General features: G+C 72.7%; 16 protein-coding genes and 1 riboswitch. Of the genes, 5 read left to right on the forward strand and 11 right to left on the reverse strand.

What is annotated here, in order from left to right; all coding sequences use genetic code 11:
* Positions 1-47 precede the first annotated feature (47 nt).
* The gene (locus QIS96_RS22545; protein ID WP_282544508.1) at positions 48-1,451 is read right to left on the reverse strand and encodes a peptidase C39 family protein; all 1,404 of its coding nucleotides are present in this window, start codon (positions 1,449-1,451) and stop codon (positions 48-50) included.
* 324 nt (positions 1,452-1,775) lie between these two features.
* Here QIS96_RS22545 and QIS96_RS22550 point away from each other — a divergent pair, with 324 nt between their 5' ends.
* Together QIS96_RS22550 and QIS96_RS22555 are read left to right on the forward strand one after the other, a co-directional pair.
* A complete protein-coding gene (locus tag QIS96_RS22550) occupies positions 1,776-2,432 on the forward strand; it encodes a uridine kinase family protein (RefSeq protein ID WP_282544509.1) in 657 nt (218 codons plus the stop codon).
* Positions 2,433-2,903: 471 nt separating this feature from the next.
* On the forward strand, positions 2,904-4,766 hold the full coding sequence (locus tag QIS96_RS22555; RefSeq protein WP_282544510.1) for an AAA family ATPase: 1,863 nt from the start codon (positions 2,904-2,906) through the stop codon (positions 4,764-4,766).
* 202 nt (positions 4,767-4,968) lie between these two features.
* On the opposite strand, the gene QIS96_RS22560 is transcribed toward QIS96_RS22555, so the two are convergent.
* The 10 genes from QIS96_RS22560 to ribD form a co-directional block, all read right to left on the reverse strand.
* Positions 4,969-6,051 (reverse strand): hemolysin family protein, encoded by a 1,083-nt coding sequence (locus QIS96_RS22560; RefSeq protein ID WP_282544511.1) that lies wholly within the window; start codon positions 6,049-6,051, stop codon positions 4,969-4,971.
* On the reverse strand, positions 6,048-7,406 hold the full coding sequence (locus QIS96_RS22565; protein ID WP_282544512.1) for a hemolysin family protein: 1,359 nt from the start codon (positions 7,404-7,406) through the stop codon (positions 6,048-6,050). Before QIS96_RS22565 ends, QIS96_RS22560 begins: the two co-directional genes overlap by 4 nt.
* 299 nt (positions 7,407-7,705) lie before the next feature.
* A complete protein-coding gene (locus QIS96_RS22570; RefSeq protein ID WP_282544513.1) occupies positions 7,706-8,146 on the reverse strand; it encodes a PH domain-containing protein in 441 nt (146 codons plus the stop codon).
* A gap of 45 nt (positions 8,147-8,191) precedes the next feature.
* Positions 8,192-9,040, reverse strand: a complete 849-nt coding sequence (hisG, locus tag QIS96_RS22575) for an ATP phosphoribosyltransferase (protein ID WP_282544514.1) — start codon at positions 9,038-9,040, stop codon at positions 8,192-8,194.
* Positions 9,041-9,089: 49 nt separating this feature from the next.
* Positions 9,090-9,362 carry a phosphoribosyl-ATP diphosphatase gene (locus QIS96_RS22580; protein WP_282544515.1) on the reverse strand — a complete coding sequence of 91 codons (273 nt, stop codon included), beginning with the start codon at positions 9,360-9,362 and terminating at the stop codon, positions 9,090-9,092.
* Between the two features lie 35 nt (positions 9,363-9,397).
* Entirely contained in the window at positions 9,398-9,883 is a 486-nt protein-coding gene (ribH, locus tag QIS96_RS22585; protein WP_282544516.1) for a 6,7-dimethyl-8-ribityllumazine synthase, read from the reverse strand.
* 53 nt (positions 9,884-9,936) lie between these two features.
* Positions 9,937-11,202: a bifunctional 3,4-dihydroxy-2-butanone-4-phosphate synthase/GTP cyclohydrolase II gene (locus tag QIS96_RS22590; RefSeq protein ID WP_282544517.1), complete on the reverse strand. Its 1,266-nt coding sequence runs from the start codon at positions 11,200-11,202 to the stop codon at positions 9,937-9,939.
* On the reverse strand, positions 11,199-11,849 hold the full coding sequence (locus QIS96_RS22595; protein WP_282544518.1) for a nicotinamide mononucleotide transporter family protein: 651 nt from the start codon (positions 11,847-11,849) through the stop codon (positions 11,199-11,201). Before QIS96_RS22595 ends, QIS96_RS22590 begins: the two co-directional genes overlap by 4 nt.
* Positions 11,846-12,472, reverse strand: coding sequence for a riboflavin synthase (locus QIS96_RS22600; RefSeq protein WP_282544519.1), 627 nt, complete (start codon positions 12,470-12,472; stop codon positions 11,846-11,848). The genes QIS96_RS22595 and QIS96_RS22600 overlap by 4 nt, the downstream gene beginning before the upstream one ends.
* Before the next feature lies 1 nt (position 12,473).
* Positions 12,474-13,577 (reverse strand): bifunctional diaminohydroxyphosphoribosylaminopyrimidine deaminase/5-amino-6-(5-phosphoribosylamino)uracil reductase RibD, encoded by a 1,104-nt coding sequence (gene ribD / locus QIS96_RS22605; protein WP_282544520.1) that lies wholly within the window; start codon positions 13,575-13,577, stop codon positions 12,474-12,476.
* Between the two features lie 152 nt (positions 13,578-13,729).
* A riboswitch (FMN riboswitch) is annotated at positions 13,730-13,860 on the reverse strand.
* Positions 13,861-14,015: 155 nt separating this feature from the next.
* Between ribD and QIS96_RS22610 the strand changes: the two genes are divergently transcribed.
* From QIS96_RS22610 to QIS96_RS22620, 3 genes are all read left to right on the forward strand, one after another.
* Positions 14,016-14,918, forward strand: coding sequence for an RNA polymerase sigma-70 factor (locus QIS96_RS22610; RefSeq protein ID WP_282544521.1), 903 nt, complete (start codon positions 14,016-14,018; stop codon positions 14,916-14,918).
* A 117-nt stretch (positions 14,919-15,035) separates the two neighbouring features.
* Positions 15,036-15,782, forward strand: a complete 747-nt coding sequence (locus QIS96_RS22615) for an SDR family oxidoreductase (protein ID WP_282544522.1) — start codon at positions 15,036-15,038, stop codon at positions 15,780-15,782.
* Positions 15,783-16,028: 246 nt separating this feature from the next.
* The gene (locus QIS96_RS22620) at positions 16,029-17,321 is read left to right on the forward strand and encodes an MFS transporter (RefSeq protein ID WP_282544523.1); all 1,293 of its coding nucleotides are present in this window, start codon (positions 16,029-16,031) and stop codon (positions 17,319-17,321) included.
* The last annotated feature ends 20 nt before the right edge of the window (positions 17,322-17,341 follow it).

Genomic DNA, 17,341 nt, shown 5'->3' on the forward strand with positions numbered 1-17,341 from the left:
GCCGCGGCGCTCTCCGCCGCGGCCGGGCCGCCCTTGCGCGAGGACGGTTACCGGACGCCCACCGCGCGCAGGGCGGCGATCTGGGCGGCGCTCGGGTCGGCCGGGAAGTACAGGTAGCAGACCCCGCCGGTGCCGGAGACGACCTTGCCGTCGGCGTTGTAGCGCTTGGTGCGGAGCCAGATGTTCTCCCACTCGCGGCGCTTGTAGACGCGGCGGACGGCCTCGTTGTCCTTGGAGGCCGGGTCGTTGGCGATCACGTCGCCGCTCTCCGTGAAGCCGATGACCGTCATCAGGTGTCCCGCCGTGCCGTAGCCGGCGCCGGTCAGCTCCTTCTCCAGGAACGACTGTGACGTTATGGCCGGGATGCCCGCGGCGATCAGCGTCTCCAGGTCGGTGAGCGAGCCGAGCCGGGTGACGACGGCCTGCATGTCGTCGTACGTCGCGGCGTAGGCGGCGTTGAACGGCCAGTTCCCGCAGCCCTCGTACTGGTAGTCGTACGTGAAGCGGGCCGCGTGGCAGACCTGCGGGTCGGCGAAGTCCGGGTTCACCCAGGCCAGTTGCTCGGCGGTGGGCTTGCGGCCCCAGAACTCCAGGATCATCTGCGAGGAGGTCGGGCTGCACCAGGCCTCGCCGCCGTTGTCGTACTCCGGGTACTGCCCGATGTGGGTGTTCTGCGAGTAGCGCGGGACCGTCAGCTCCTCGGCGAGACCCGGCTCGGACGCGGGCACCGTGAAGCGGTCCGGGATGTCCGAGCCCATCGCGCCGAGCCGCCACACCCGCGGCGTGGCCGTGGAGCCCGGCTTGCGGTAGAGGGTCAGGCGCAGTTCGTACGCGGTGAGGCGCAGGCCCTTCTCCGGCTTGTCGACGGAGACCGTGTCCGTCCAGACGGAGCTCTTGCCGTCCTTCTGGCCGTCGACGGAGGTGCGGCGGATCGCGTCGGTGTCGCCCTCGCGGTCGTCGCCCGAGGTCCAGCGGCCGAGCACGTACCACGGGCTGCGCTTGCCGTCGCTGTATGTGGCGCGCAGCTCGGTCTGCAGCCAAGTCCCGGACGGCGTACGGGCGTTCCAGGACGCGATGGCCTCGGTGGCGGGCACGGAGAGCTTGTGCGCGGGGCTCGTCCAGACCGCGTACTCCCAGTTCGCCTCCTTGCCGGTGTGCGGGTCGGCGTACTCGACGGTGCCTGCGGGAGTGCCGATCTCCACGCCGGGGCGGGTCCCGTCGACGGCGCGCGTGCCGTCGTGCGCGCCTGAACTCCAGTCGGCGTACGAGGTCCAGGAGCGGTTGTCGACGCGGCGGGCCGGGGCCTTCGCCGAGGGTGATCGGGCCGTGGTCCTGGCGGTGGGGGCGCGGTCCGAGGCGGCGGCCGTCGCGGCGACGGCTCCGCCCGCTGCCAGCGCCACCGCGGCGGCGAGCACGGATCTGCGGGTGGTGGATCGGGAGGAGTCGGGCATGGTGTGGGGCCCCCAGTCGATTCGCGAGTCGGTGCCTGCCACCGGACGGCCTGGCGACCGGCGGCTCACGGGTGACGGCGGAACATGACAACGACGCCCACTATCTCCGCAGACGACGGCCCTGGGCCAGCACTTCGGGCGCGTGGTCCACGCCAATATTGGCGTGGACCACTGGAACGGCCGCTGCCCGACCGCAGACGGCCACCCGGGGCCCGCCCCGGCCGCGCACGGCCGACCACCCGAGGCCCGACCGCCCGAGGCCCGACCGCCCGAGGCCCGACCGCCCGAAGCCGGCCCCACCCCGCCCGCCGTAGCCTGGAGCCGATGAACGACTCCCCCGAGCCCGCCGCCTTCCCCGAGCTCGCCCGCCTCGCACGCACCCTGCGTGCGCTGCCGCCGTCCTGCGGCCCGGTCCGTCTCGTCGCGGTCGACGGGCACGCCGGCTCCGGCAAGTCGACGTTCGCCGGCCGGCTCGCCGCCGCGCTCGGCGGGGCGCCCGTGCTCACCCTCGACCACGTCCGCAGCCACGCCGAACTCTTCGACTGGACCGACCGGTTCCGGCGCGAGGTGCTCGACCCGCTGGCCGCAGGACGCACGGCGCACGTCCCGGCGTACGACTGGAACACGCGCCGCTTCGACGGCGAGATGCTCCTGCCGGCCGCATCCGTCGTCCTGGTCGAGGGCGTGGGCGCCGGGCGGCGGGAGCTCAGGCCGTGGCTCGCGTGGCTGTGCTGGATGGACCTGGCGCACGGCGACGCCTGGGCGCGCGGGCGCAGCCGGGACGGCGCGGCGCAGCGGGAGTTCTGGGACGGCTGGGAGCGCGCGGAGCATCGGCACTTCGCCGAAGACCCCACGCGCCCCTTCGCGGACGTGCTGGTACAGCAGGGAGAAGAGGGGTACGTGATGCTGCCGGGACAGCGCGAGACGCGCCCGTCACCCCAAGCCATCACACACGGTGACGGGTCGTCGGCGGTGCGCTGAGGGCTCGGAAAACCGCTTCCACAAGAACTCCAACTCTGCTTGACCCAAAGGCCGTACAGGACTTACGTTCTCAATGTGCGGTTCTTCGGACCGCCCCCGCAGACGCGAAGCCCCCGGTTGTTCCCCCGTGATCGGGGGCTTCGTTCTGCCCTTTGTCCCCATTCGCGACCGCGCCCGGACGCAGGTCGATCACCCTCGGTCACCGCACCCGCATTGCCTCAAGTGCCCCTGCCCGCAGGCCTTTTCGCGGTTCCCGGTGCTGCCGCACCCTTCGGTCGAGGGCTACTGCGCAGGTACGATGCAGAGCGGTGCGACCTTGCGGACGGCGCTCGGTGCCACCCCATGTGCGGCGGCAGTCAGCATCGGTCAACTCCCGTCTGCGGCACGAACGTTCGGCGCTCCGGCGGGTACTCGGCGCAGGCCCCGGCGGCACGCCACAGGGCACGGTTGCGGGGGGTTGTGGGGTACGGAATGGACTTCGGCACGCAGGGCGCGTCGTCGGCCCCGGCCGACCTGGCCTGGCTGCGCGGCGTGGACGCCTACACCATGGGGGCCTATCCGCAGGCCGAGGAAGAATTCCGGACGGCCGTCCGGCTCGACCCCGGCATGGCCGACGGCTGGCTCGGACTGCACGCCCTGCGCATCGACACGACGACGGCGCTGCTGCACATGTACCGCAGCCGCGACCGCTTCGGCGAACAGCGCTCCCGCCACCGCCGCACCCTCAACTCCTGGTACTGGCTGGGCTGGTGGGTGCAGCCGGTGCTCGAATCCGACCGCGACCTGCTGCTCGCCCACGCCTCGCACTGGCTCGACGGCCGGCACGTCCCCGAGCTCGACCGCGCCCTCGCCGGCCTCCCGCCGATCGACGCCGACCCGCAGGTCCGCTTCCTGCACGCCTGCCGCGCCTATCTCGTCAAGGACTGGGAACAGCTCGTACGCCACACCGACCCACTGACCGACGACCCGATCCTCGGCATCGAGGCGGGCCTCTTCGGCGGCATGGCCCGGATCCGCCTGGAGATGTACGGGCAGGCCGAACCGCTGCTCTCCGCCGCCCTGATGCGCTGCCGCAGCGAGCAGCCGCAGCGCAAGGAGCTCCGCTACTGGCTGGCCCGCGCGCACGAGGGCACCGGGCGCAGCGCCGCCGCGCTCCCCCTCTACCGGGCCGTGCACCGCGTCGACCCCTCCTTCATGGACACCTCGGCACGGCTCGCGGCCATCGCCGAGTACGACGGGTTCGACGGCGGGGACGACGCCGGGGACCTCGCCGCCGTCACCCGCAGCGGGCTCTCCCCCGACACGGCGGAACTGCCGGAGGCGCTCGACCTCGGGGCCGAGGGGCTCGACGTGAAGATCAGCCCGGAGCCGGAGGGCGCGGCGCCGCCCACGCCCGACCCGGTGCGCGAGAAGGCCGTGCTCCCCGTCCCCGCACCGCAGTTGCCCACCGGCCCCGCCGATCCCGTACTGCTGCAGGAGGCGCTGGCCGAGCTGGAGCGGATGGTCGGGCTCGAACCCGTGAAGCGGCAGGTCAAGGCGCTCTCCGCGCAGCTGCGGATGGCCCGGCTGCGGGCGAGCCAGGGCCTGCCGGTGCAGCCGCCCAAACGGCACTTCGTCTTCTCCGGCCCCTCCGGCACCGGCAAGACGACCGTGGCCCGCATCCTCGGCCGGGTGTTCTACGCGCTCGGGCTGCTCGGCGGGGACCACCTGGTGGAGGCACAGCGGGCGGACCTCGTCGGCGAATATCTCGGCCAGACCGCCGTCAAGGCCAACGAGCTGATCGACTCGGCGCTCGGCGGCGTCCTCTTCCTCGACGAGGCGTACGCGCTGTCCAACTCCGGCTACAGCAAGGGCGATGCGTACGGGGACGAGGCGCTGCAGGTGCTCCTCAAGCGGGCCGAGGACAACCGGGACCACCTGGTGGTGATCCTCGCCGGGTACCCGGAGGGCATGGACCGGCTCCTCGCCGCCAACCCCGGGCTCTCCTCCCGCTTCACGACCCGCGTCGACTTCCCCTCGTACCGTCCGCTCGAACTCACCGCGATCGGGGAGGTGCTGGCTGCGGAGAACGGGGACGTGTGGGACGAGGAGTCGGTCGACGAGCTGAGGTCCATCAACGGGCATGTGGTGGACCAGGGGTGGATCGACGAGCTCGGGAACGGGCGGTTCCTGCGGACGCTGTACGAGAAGTCCTGCGCGTACCGGGATCTTCGGCTGTCGGGGTACCCCGCCGCGCCCACCCGCGACGACCTCGCGACGTTGCGCCTGCCGGACCTGATGCAGGCCTACGGCGAGGTCCTGGCGGGCCGCCCCCCGGGCCCGCCACCCCGCTGACCCCCAGGGGTCGGCTTCGGCTCTCCCGCCGTCGTGGGCTGTGCCCACCCGTTCCGCCCTTGCGGAACGCCTGCCCACAGCGGGGTGAGGGATCCCGCGCCCCGATAGGGGCGCGGGGAACTGCGCGAGCGGCCACGACCGCGGGGCAGCCGACAGAACAGCGCCGCAGGCTTTCGGGAAGGGGCGGGTAGGGGAAAAAGCCCTACCCCGCCAGGACCTCCGAAGCCCGTTCCACCCTCGGCTCCCCCACCCGTACCAGCGGCACCGTCCGATGCGCCGGGTCGCGGACCTCGCCGACGAGGAGTTCGAGGACGTCCTCCAGGGCGACCAGGCCGAGGACGCGGCCGGAGGCGTCCGTGACCTGGGCCAGGTGCGTGGCCGCGCGGCGCATCAGCGTCAGGGCGTCGTCCAGCGGGAGTTCCGCCCGCAGCGTCGGCAGCGGCCGCCAGATCTGCTGCGGCACCGCCCGCTCCGGGTCCTCCAGGTCCAGGACGTCCTTCACATGCAGGTAGCCCATGAACGCACCGCCCTCCGCGCAGACCGGGAAACGCGAGTAGCCGGTGCGGACCGTCAGCTCCTCGATCCGGTGCGGGGTGACCGAAGGGTCGACGGTGACGAGCGCCGCCCGGGTGAGGAGGACGTCCGTGACCGGGCGGGAGCCGAGTTCGAGGGCGTCCTCCAGGCGTTCCTGCTCGGCCGGTTCGAGGAGCCCGGCCTGTCCGGAGTCCTCCACGAGCTGCCCCAGCTGGACGCTGGTGAAGACCGCCTCCACCTCGTCCTTCGGGTCGACCCGGAAGAGTTTCAGGACGAGGCGGGCGCACGCGCCGAGGCCGGCCGTGACCGGGCGGCAGAGGCGGGCGAAGGCGACGAGCCCCGGGCTGAGCCACAGCGCGGTCTTCTCCGGCGCGGCCATCGCGAGGTTCTTCGGCACCATCTCGCCGATGACGAGGTGCAGGAACACGACCACGGCCAGGGCGATCACGTACCCGAGCGGGTGGATCAGGCCCTCCGGGACGTGCGCCGCGAGGAAGACCGGCTCCAGGAGGTGCGCGACCGTCGGCTCGGCGACCGCGCCGAGCGTCAACGAGCAGACGGTGATGCCGAACTGGGCGGCGGCCATCATCTGCGGCAGGTTCTCCAGGCCGTACAGGACTTGCTGCGGCCGCTTGCCGTCGAGCGGTTCGATCTGGCTGCGCCGGACCGAGACCAGCGCGAACTCGGCGCCGACGAAGAAGCCGTTGCCGAGCACGAGGAGCACGGCGAAGAGGAGTTGGAGCAGGCTCATCGGACCGCCTCCGCAGTCGTGGCCGGAGCAGTTTCAGCAGGAGCGGACCCGAGGCCGGTGCGGACGATCCGGACGCGCTCCGCACGGTAGTGGTCGACCTGGCGCACGGCCAGCTGCCAGCCGGGCAGTTCGGCCCGGTCGCCGGGGGCCGGGATGCGGCCGAGGAGGTCGGCGACGAGTCCGGCGACCGTCTCGTACGGGCCCTCGGGCGCTTCGAGGCCGATACGGAGGAGGGTGTCGAGGCGGCAGCCGCCGTCGGCGTCCCAGGCGGGGCGGCCGTCCTCGGCGGGTACGGCCGCGAGTTGGGGCAGGTCGTGCACGTCGTGCTCGTCGCGGACCTCGCCGACGAGTTCCTCGACGATGTCCTCCAGGGTGACGACGCCGGCGGTGCCGCCGTACTCGTCGACGACGACGGCCATCGGCTGCTCGCTGCGCAGCCGCTCCAGGAGGGGCTGTACGGGCAGGGTCTGCGGGACGAGCAGCGGGGCCACCGCTATCCGGCCGACCGGGGCGCGGTGCCGTTCCTGGCCGCGTACGGCGAGGGCGTCCTTGAGGTGGACGACGCCGACGATCTCGTCGATCCGCTCGCGGTAGACGGGGAAGCGGGACAGGCCGGTGGCGCGGGTCAGGTTGACCACGTCGGCGGCGGTGGCCGAGGCCTGCAGGGCGCTGACCTTCACGCGCGGGGTCATCACGTGCTGTGCGGTGAGTTCGCCGAGGGAGAGGGTGCGCACGAACAGGTCGGCGGTGTCCTCTTCAAGGGCGCCCGCCTCGGCGGAGTGCCGGGCGAGGGAGACCAGCTCGCCGGGAGTGCGGGCGGAGGCCAGCTCTTCGGCGGGCTCGACGCCGAGGGCCCGTACGAGCCGGTTGGCGACGGCGTTCAGGCCGGCGATGACGGGGCGGAAGAGGCGGGCGAAGGCGTGCTGCGGTCCTGCGACGAACCGCGCGACCTGCATCGGCCGGGACACCGCCCAGTTCTTCGGGACGAGCTCGCCGATCACCATCTGCACGGCGGAGGCGAGCAGCATGCCTATGAGGACGGAGACGCCCGGTACGGCGCCGTGCGGCAGGCCGACCGCGGTGAGCGGCCCGGCGAGCAGCTGGGCGAGGGCGGGCTCGGCGAGCATGCCGACCACCAACGAGGTGATGGTGATGCCGAGTTGGGTGCCGGAGAGCTGGAAGGACAGCTCGCGCAGGGACTTCACCACGCGGCGGGCCCGCCGGTCGCCTTCGGCGGCGGCGCGCTCGGCGTCCGCCCGCTCCACGGTGACGAGGCCGAACTCGGCCGCCACGAAGAAGCCGTTGGCGAGGATCAGCAGGAAGGCCGCTGCGAGAAGCAGCAAAGGGATGGTCATGCCGCCGCCTGCCGGAAGGGGGCGGCGCAGGTACTACCGGACGATCCGTCCATTGCCGGAGTAAGTCACTCCTCGGGTCGCAGGAAGGCCCCGCGGCCGGGGCCGGCCCGGGGTGCTGTGGTGCGGGGCGGGGCGCGCTGGGGTCGCCACCGGCACCAGAGTAGTCAAGAAGGCCACCCGGAGTGCAGGGCCGGGACGGCCGCGGTGCGGGGCTCCTGCCCCGCACCGGCCGAGGTCATGCGGGGTGCCGGTGTGATGTGCGCCCGGGGCCCGTTCAGGTGAGCCCCGTGCGGGGAGGCTCAGCTGGGTCCGGTGCCGCGCGCCTCGGCGAGGGCCCGCAGCGCACGGGCGTCGCGGATGGCGCGCTCCTTGGCGATGCCGGGCTGGATGCCCATGGCGGGCAGGCTCGTGCCGTCGCTCAGGTTGAGGAACACCCAGGGGTCACCCGGGCGCAGGTTGACCTGGACGATCTCCGCCCATTCCAGGGTGCGGCGGCTGGCGAGGTTGACGACGGTGACGCCGGATTCCTCGGCCACCACCTTGGGGCGGGCGAGCAGCACGAGCACGCCGAGGAACAGGGCGGCCGTGAAGACGAAGCTGGCCCGTTCGCCGGGTCCCAGGTTCTCCAGGAGCAGGGCGACGGTGGTGATCACCGCGAAGACCGCGACGCCGACGGTGAGCAGCACCGCGCGGGTGCGGCCGGGCCGGAACGTGACGGGCAGCGGGGGCAGTTCGGACATGTGCGGGAATCCGTCGGCGAGGTCAGGAGGGGCGGGCGGTCGCGGTCAGAGGCGGCAGGCGTGGATGGCCGTGGTGAGGATGGCCCGCGCGCCCAGCTCGTAGAGGTCGTCCATGATGCGCTGCGCGTCCTTGGCGGGGACCATCGCGCGGACGGCGACCCAGCCCTCGTTGTGCAGCGGCGAGACGGTCGGCGACTCCAGGCCCGGGGTGAGGGCGACGGCCTTCTCCAGGTGCTCGGCGCGGCAGTCGTAGTCCATCATCACGTAGGTCCGGGCGACCAGGACGCCCTGGAGGCGGCGCAGGAACTGCTGGACCTTGGGGTCCTCGGCGTCGTTGCCCTTGGCACGGATCACGCAGGCCTCGGAGCGCATGATCGGCTCGCCGAAGACTTCGAGGCCGGCGTTGCGGAGCGAGGTGCCGGTCTCGACGACGTCGGCGATGGCGTCGGCGACGCCGAGCTCGATGGCCGTCTCGACCGCGCCGTCGAGGTGCACGACGGAGGCCTCCACGCCGCGCTCGGCGAGGTGCTTGGCGACGATGCCCTCGTACGAGGTGGCGATGGTGCGGCCCGCGAGGTCCGCGAGGTCCTTGACGGCGCCGGGCCGGGAGGCGAAGCGGAAGGTGGAGCGGGCGAAGCCGAGCGGCAGGATGACCTCGGCCTGCGCGCCGGAGTCGATCAGGAGGTCCTCGCCGGTGATGCCGATGTCGAGCTTGCCGGAGGACACGTAGATCGCGATGTCCTTGGGGCGCAGGTAGAAGAACTCGACCTCGTTGTCGGGGTCGACCGTGACGAGTTCCTTGGACTCCTTGCGCTGCCGGTAGCCGGCCTCATGGAGCATCGCCGACGCAGGTCCTGACAGTGAACCCTTGTTGGGGACGGCGATGCGCAGCATGAGGTCGGCTTCCTTTGCGTGTGGTGATACGGGGGTGAGAACGGGAGGTTCAGAGGTTGGCGTAGACGTCGTCGAGGGAGATGCCGCGGGCGACCATCATCACCTGTACGTGGTACAGGAGCTGGGAGATCTCCTCGGCGGCGGCTTCCTTGCCCTCGTACTCGGCGGCCATCCAGACTTCGGCGGCCTCCTCGACGACCTTCTTGCCGATCGCGTGCACGCCCTTGTCCACCAGCTCGGCGGTGCGGGACGTGGTGGGGTCGGCGTGGGCGGCCTTGTGCTGGAGCTCGGTGAAGAGCTCCTCGAAAGTCTTCTTGGACATGGTGAGGCTTACTCTACGCGGCCCTTCCGCCTCCCTCAGCGCCAGGGCTCGGAGACGGAGCGGAGCGTGGTGGCGGTGGCGACGGCCGCGGTGACCGCCTCGTGGCCCTTGTCCTCGCTGGAGCCCTCGATGCCGGCGCGGTCCAGGGCCTGCTCCTCGGTGTCGCAGGTGAGGACGCCGAAGCCGACGGGGACGCCGGTGTCGATGGAGACCTGGGTGAGGCCGTTGGTCACGCCCTGGCAGACGTAGTCGAAGTGCGGGGTGCCGCCGCGGATGACGACGCCGAGGGCGACGACCGCGTCGTAGCCGCGGCCGGCGAGGACCTTGGCGACGACCGGCAGTTCGAAGCTGCCGGGGACGCGCAGAAGGGTCGGCTCGTCGATGCCGAACTCGTTCAGGGCGCGCAGGGCGCCGTCGACGAGGCCGTCCATGACCTTCTCGTGCCACTGGGCCGCGATCACCGCGACCCGCAGGTCGCTGCAGTTCTCCACGCTCAGTACGGGTGCGCCCTTGCCGCTCACGTCTCTCCTCGGGGTGTGCTGTGTGCTGTGTGCTGTACGAGTTGCCGGTGGTGCTACTGCGCGTCGAGCCACGGGAGTTCGTGGCCCATGCGGTCGCGCTTGGTCTGCAGGTAGCGCAGGTTGTGCTCGCCCGCCTGTACGGGCATCGGCTCGCGGCGCGTGACCTTGAGTCCGTGGGCGGTGAGCGCCTCGCTCTTGTCGGGGTTGTTGGTGAGCAGGCGCAGGCTGCGTACGCCGAGGTCGGCGAGGATCTGCGCGCCGGCCGCGTAGTCCCGGGCGTCGGCGGGCAGGCCGAGTTCCAGGTTGGCGTCGAGGGTGTCGCGGCCGCGCTCCTGCAGGGCGTAGGCGCGGAGCTTGGAGAGCAGGCCGATGCCGCGCCCCTCGTGGCCGCGGAGGTAGACGACGATGCCGCGGCCCTCTTCGGTGATGCGCTGCATGGAGGCCTCCAGCTGGGGTCCGCAGTCGCAGCGCAGGGAGTGGAAGACGTCGCCGGTGAGGCATTCGGAGTGGACGCGGACGAGGACGTCCTCGCCGTCGCCGATCTCGCCCTGGACGAGGGCGACGTGCTCGACTCCGTCGACCGAGGAGCGGTAGCCGTACGCGGTGAACTCGCCGTGGGCGGTGGGGAGTTGGACCTGGGCCTCGCGGTGCACGGTGGGTTCGCTGGAGCGTCGGTAGGCGATCAGGTCCTCAATGGAGATGATCGTCAGGCCGTGCTTGCGGGCGAACGGGATCAGCTCGGGCAGGCGGAGCATCTTGCCGTCCTCGCCGGCGATCTCCACGATGGCGCCGGCCGGGCGGAGGCCGGCGAGCCGGGCGAGGTCGACGGCGGCCTCGGTGTGGCCGTTGCGGACGAGGACGCCGCCGGTGCGGGCGCGCAGCGGGAAGATGTGGCCGGGCCGGACGAAGTCGCCCGCCTGGGCGTGGCCGTCGGCGAGGAGCTGCAGGGTGGTGGCGCGGTCGGCGGCGGAGATGCCGGTGGTGACGCCGTGCGCGGGGCCCGCGTCGACGGAGACGGTGAAGGCCGTCCGCATCAACTCGGTGTTGTTGTCGACCATTTGGGGCAGTTCGAGGCGGTCGAGCTCGTCGCCCTCCATGGGCGCGCAGATCAGGCCGCGGCACTCGCTCATCATGAACGCGACGATCTCGGGGGTCGCCTTCTCGGCGGCGACGATCAGGTCGCCTTCGTTCTCCCGGTCCTCGTCGTCGACGACGACGACGGGGCGGCCGGCCGCGATGTCCGCGATGGCCTGCTCGATCGGGTCGAGGACGAGGCTCTCCGTTTCGTCGCCGGAGTACCAGTGGGGTGCCGTGCTCATGCCGTTGCTCCTTCCAGGGCGGGCGCCGTCACTCGGGAGCGCAGCCACCAGTCGCGCATCCCCCACAGGACGAGGGCGAGGTAGATCACGTAGACCAGGCCGGAGAAGGCGAGGCCGCTGTTGAAGGCGAGGGGGACGCCGACGAGGTCGACGAGGAGCCAGGCGAACCAGAACTCCACCAGGCCGCGGGCCTGGGCGACCATCGCGACGAGGGTCCCGACGAATATGTACGCGTCCGCCCAGGGGCTCCAGGACAGGGACGGGTAGGCGCTGAAGAGGCCGCCGACGGCGAGGGTGCCGACGGCCGCGGCGGCGAGGAGCGCGCCGCGCTCCTTCCAGGTGGCGAACCGTACGGCGATGGTGCCGTCCTGGGCCTGCTGCTTGCCGCGGCTCCACTGCCGCCAGCCCCACAGGGCGACGCCGATGACGAGGAGCTGCTTGCCGACGCCGCCGGCGAGCTGCGCGGAGGCGTACGCGCCGACGAGGATCAGGCCGGAGAGGAACTGGGCGGGCCAGGTCCACACGGAGCGGCGCCAGCCGAGGGCGAGGGCGCCGAGGCCGATGGTGTTGCCGATCATGTCGGACCAGATGACGTGCTGGCCGAAGGCGCTGAAGGCCTCGGTGTTCAGCCAGTTCAGGGCGCTCACTTCCCTGCCTCCTGCGCCTGGTCCGCCGCCGGGGCCCGGTCGCCGAGGAGGCGCTCGACGTACTTGGCGATGACGTCCACTTCGAGGTTGACCGGGTCGCCGGGCTGCTTCAAGCCGAGCGTGGTCAGGGCGAGGGTGGTGGGGATGAGGCTGATGGTGAAGTAGTCCGGTCCGGCGTCGACGACGGTGAGGCTGACGCCGTCGACGGTGATGGAGCCCTTCTCGACCACGTACCGGGAGAGCTGGGCGGGCAGGGAGACCTTGACGATCTCCCAGTTCTCGGAGGGCTTGCGCTCCTCGATGGTGCCGACGCCGTCGACGTGGCCCTGCACGATGTGGCCGCCGAGGCGGGCGCCGACCGCGGTGGGCCGCTCCAGGTTGACGCGGGAGCCCTCGCCGAGCGCGCCGAGGCTGGAGCGGTTCAGGGTCTCGGCCATCACGTCGGCGGTGAACTCGTCGCCCTCGTGCTCGACGACGGTCAGGCAGACGCCGTTGACGGCGATGGAGTCGCCGTGCGCGGCGTCCTGCGTGACGACGGGGCCGCGCAGGCGGAAGCGGGAGGCGTCGCCGAGGTTCTCGACGGCGGTGACCTCACCCAGTTCTTCGACGATTCCGGTGAACACTTCAGCGCTCCTTGGGGGACGAGGCGGCGGGGACGGCGGGTGCTGCGGTGATCCGGAGATCGGGGCCGATGCGGACGGTCTCGGTGATGTCGAGCCGCAGCGCGTCGGCGATGGTGCCGATCCCGGCGTCGGCCAGTGCGGTGGGGCCGGCGCCGAGGAGGACGGGGGCGAGGTAGCCGACGACGCGGTCGACGGCGCCGGCGGCGACGAACGCGCCGGCGAGGGTGGGTCCGCCTTCGAGGAGTACGGAGCGGACGCCGCGGGCGTGGAGTTCGGCGAGGAGGGCGGGGATGTCGAGGCCCTTGCCGTCCGTTGCACGCGGGAGGCGTACGGCGGCGGCAAGTTCGGTCGTGGCGTCCTCGGCGACGGCGACGAGGGTGGGCGCCGCGTCGTCGAGGACCCGCGAACTCGCCGTGACCGCCGTGCCGTCGGTGTCGACGACGACGCGCAGCGGCTGCACCGCGCCGTCGATGCCGCGCACCGCGAGATGCGGGTCGTCGGCGCACTGGGTGCCGGAGCCGACGACGACGGCGTCCGACTCGGCGCGCAGCCGGTGGACGTCGGCGCGGGACTCGGGCGAGGTGATCCAGCGGCTGCTGCGGTCGGCGGCGGCGATGCGGCCGTCGAGCGTCGCGGCGTACTTCCAAGTGACGTACGGGCGGCCGGACTTGGCGGCGGTGAGCCAGGCGATGTTGCCCGCGCGCGCCTCGTCCTCCAGGAGGCCCTGCTCGACGTCGACGCCGGCCGCGCGCAGGCGCTGGGCGCCGCCGGTGGCCGTGGGGGTGGGGTCCGGGACGGCGTGGACGACGCGGGCGATCCCGGCGTCGAGGAGGGCCTGGGCGCAGGGGCCGGTGCGGCCGGTGTGGTTGCAGGGTTCGAGGGTGACGACGGCGGTGCCGCCGCGGGCCTTCTCGCCGGCGGCGCGCAGGGCGTGCACTTCGGCGTGGGGTCCGCCGGCGCGCTGGTGGTAGCCCTCTCCGACCACGGTTCCGGTGGCGTCGAGGACGACGCAGCCGACGACCGGGTTGGGGCTTGTGGCGCCGAGTGCGCGCGCGGCGAGCGCGATCGCCTGCCGCATGGCGGCTGTTTCGGCTGCGGTGGCCACCGGGTCCTCCTGCCTCTTCGGGCACGGACTCCGGGGCTGTCGATGACGACAGATCTGACGGGCGAGGAACGCTGAGCACCGGGGACGCCGGACGACGGTCGCCCTGACGTAGGACGGACCGACGGCGCGGCATACACGGATGTGCCTGCCCGCCGCGCACTGCCTCCCATCCGGACTTTCACCGTCGGTGCAGGAATTTCACCTGCTCAACCGGCCACTGGATGCGGCCGGGTCGCGGACTATTACCGCCGGTTCGGAATTACACCGACCCCGGAGTGCGCTGCTGCTGTTACACGGCCAGTCTGCCACGGCTGATCGTCACCCATGCGGGCGATCGCGTGTGGGCTGACTCACAGCGCCGAGAAAGTCGTGACTTCGTCAGGTCGGACCCGATTCCGGGCACGGCTGCGCCGTCGGGCGCTCTGGCACGCTGTCGCCGTGACGACGACGACCGATCCTGCCGCCGAGTTCGAGACGCACCGGCCCCGCATGTTCGCCCTCGCCTACCGTCTGCTCGGCTCGGCCCAGGAGGCCGACGACGCCGTGCAGGACGCGTATCTGCGCTGGTCGAAGGCGGTGCGCGCGGACATCGAGCAGCCGGCGGCCTGGCTGGCGAAGGTCGTGACCAACCTTTGCGTCAATCGGCTGACGTCGGCGCGGGCCCGCCGTGAGGAGTACGTCGGACCGTGGCTGCCGGAGCCGGTGGTGACCGGCTCGGGCGCGCTCGGCCCGCTGGACTCGGCGGAGCAGCGCGACTCGGTCTCGACGGCGCTGCTCGTCCTCCTGGAACGGCTGACTCCGGCGGAGCGCGCGGTGTACGTGCTGCGGGAGGCGTTCGCGTACAGCCATCGGGAGATCGCCGGGGTGCTCGACGTCGGCGAGGCCAACGCGCGGCAGCTGTACGGCAGGGCGGTGCGGCGGGTGGCGGCCGGGACGCCGCGGTTCGTGCCGCGGCCCGAGCAGCAGCGGGGGCTCGTGGAGTCGTTCATCGCGGCGGCGCGCGAGGGCGATGTGGCCGGTCTGGAGAAGCTCCTGGCCGACGACGTGACGTGGTGGGGCGACGGCGGCGGCCGGATCACCGCAGCCCGGCGGCCGATCGTGGGGCGCGAGAAGGTGCTGCGGTTCCTGGCCGGTGCGGCGGAGCGGTTCCTGGTCGGCGTCGAGCTCGCGGCGGTGGAGGTCAACGGCTGGACGGCGCTCGTGGCGCGTCTGGGCGGCGAGCTGACGGCGGTAGCGTCGTTCGAGGTGCGGGAGGACGGGGCGATCGCCGATGTGCGGGTCGTGGTGAACCCGGAGAAGCTCACGTTCGTACGGCGGCAGCTGGGGGCGGCCGGGGGCTGAGGGCGTCCGGCTCGGGCTTTTCGGCTCGGCTTGTCACATCCGGGCGGGCTCTCCGGTTCTCAGCTGGTGTCGGGCGCTCCACCGGGGAGCGCCCCGCCCCGAAGGGACCGAACGACCATGACCACGATCCTGGTGACCGGCGGGACCGGCACCCTCGGCCGGTTCGTCATCGAGCGGCTGCGGGCGAGCGGCGGGCACGAGGTGCGGGAGCTGAGCCGCCGCTCCGTGCAGTACCCGGTGGACCTCCTGACCGGTGCGGGTCTGGCGGACGCCGTGGCCGGGGCGGAGGTGATCGTGCACTGCGCGACGACGCCGAAGGGCGGTGCGGACGAGACCGCGGCACGCCATCTGATCGACGCGGCGCGGGCGGCCGGGGTGCGGCACCTGGTCTACATCTCGATCGTCGGCATCGATCGCGTGCCGCTCGGCTACTACCGCACGAAACTGCAGGTGGAGCGGCTGATCGAGGAGTCCGGGCTCGGCTTCACGATCCTGCGGGCGACACAGTTCCACGAGCTGGCCCTGACCTTCGCCCGCGGCCTGACGAAACTCCCGGTCGCTCTCGTGCCGACGGGGGTACGGCTGCAGCCGGTCGCGGTGGACGAGGTCGCCGCCCGCCTGGTCGCTCTGGCCCTCGGCGAGCCGGCGGGGCACGCGGAGGAGCTGGGCGGCCCGGAGGTGCTGAGCCTGGAGGCGCTCGTACGGACGTATCTGCGGGCTGTCGGCAAGCGGCGCCCGGTGCTCGGCGTACGGCTCCCGGGCCGGCTCTTCGCCGCGCTGCGCGCGGGGGGTCTGCTGACTCCTGAACACGCGGTGGGCGAGGGGACGTTCGGGGAGTTCGTGGGCGGTGCGGTCGGCCGCTGACCGCTGCGGGCGCGCTTCTTCTTCCCCACCCCGCCCCTTCCCGAAAGTCCTGGCGGACGGCTACGGGGGCTGCGCCCCCGGACCCCCCCGTCGTTCGACTGCTGCGCCGTCGTGGCTGATCGCGCAGTTCCCCGCGCCCCTGAAAAGCCCCTATCGGGCCGGCGTTTGAGGAGCAGGGGTCCGGGGGCGGAGCCCCCGCAGCTGCCGCAGGCTTTCGGGAAGGGGCGGGGTGGGGAGAAAGAAGGGATGGCCACCAGCATGGGCGAACAAGCGCACTCCGCAAGGCAGTTGAGGCGCGCCCGGCACGCAGTGGCCGCCGTCTTCTGCGTGCACGGCGCGGTGACCGGCTCGTTCGCGACCCGCGTGCCCTGGATCCAGGAGCACACCGGCGCGAGCGCCGGCCAGTTGGGCCTCGCGCTCGCGTTCCCCGCCATCGGCGCCTCCCTCGCGATGCCGCTCGCGGGCGCGGTCAGCCACCGCTTCGGCGCCCGCACCGCCCTGCGTGGCCTCCTCGCCCTGTGGACGCTCTCCCTCACCCTGCCCGCACTCGCCCCGAACCTGCTCACCCTCTGCGCCGCCCTCTTCGTGTACGGGGCGACCTCCGGCATGTCGGACGTCGCGATGAACGCGCTCGGCGTGGAGGTGGAGAACCGGCTCGGCCGCTCGATCATGTCCGGCCTGCACGGCATGTGGAGCATCGGCGCCCTGCTCGGCTCGGCGGCCGGCACGCTCGCCGCGCACCTCGGGGCGGACGCCCGGCTGCACCACGCGCTTGCCGCCGCCGTCCTGACCGTGCTCGGCCTGGTCTGCTGCCAGGGCGTGCTCGACCTGCACTCCACCCCGGACGAGGAGCCGCCGCCGCGCTTCGCGCTGCCGCCGAGGTCGGCCGTGCTCATCGGCCTCGTCGGGTTCTGCGCGGTGTTCGCGGAGGGGGCGAGCCTGGACTGGTCGGCGGTGTACCTGCGGGGCGAGCTGGCGGCGTCGGCCGGGCTCGCGGCCGCCTGCACGACCGCGTTCGCGCTGACGATGGCGGTGGCGCGGATCGCGGGCGACCGGGTGGTGGACCGGTTCGGCGCGGTGCGCACGGTCCGCGTCGGCGGGCTGCTCGCGACCCTCGGCGGCGTCCTGGTGGTGACCTCGGCGCACCCGGCGCAGGCCATGGCCGGTTTCGGCTGCCTCGGACTCGGTATCGCGGTGGTCGTGCCGCTGGCGTTCGCGGCGGCGGGGCGCAGCGGCGACAACCCGAGCCTGGCGATCGCGGGCGTCGCGACCATCACGTACACCTCGGGTCTGATCGCCCCCTCGGCGATCGGCGCGATCGCCGACGCGACGTCGCTCGTCGCCTCGTTCGGCCTGGTGACGGCGCTGGCGCTGGGGCTTGTGGTATTCGCGGGGGTGTTGCGGGGACGCGGACGCATCTCAGCCCGTCCGGGGACGACTCCCGGCCGGAGGCTCGGGGAGATCGAGGACGAGCCCGGAGGGCGGTCGACGGCCACCCCGGCTCGAGGCGCAGGCACGGCGGACGGCCACCTACCATAGGCCGAGCTCAATCCATGTAC

It is taken from the genome of Streptomyces cavernicola, from assembly GCF_029968035.1.
Lineage (GTDB): Bacteria > Actinomycetota > Actinomycetes > Streptomycetales > Streptomycetaceae > Streptomyces > Streptomyces cavernicola.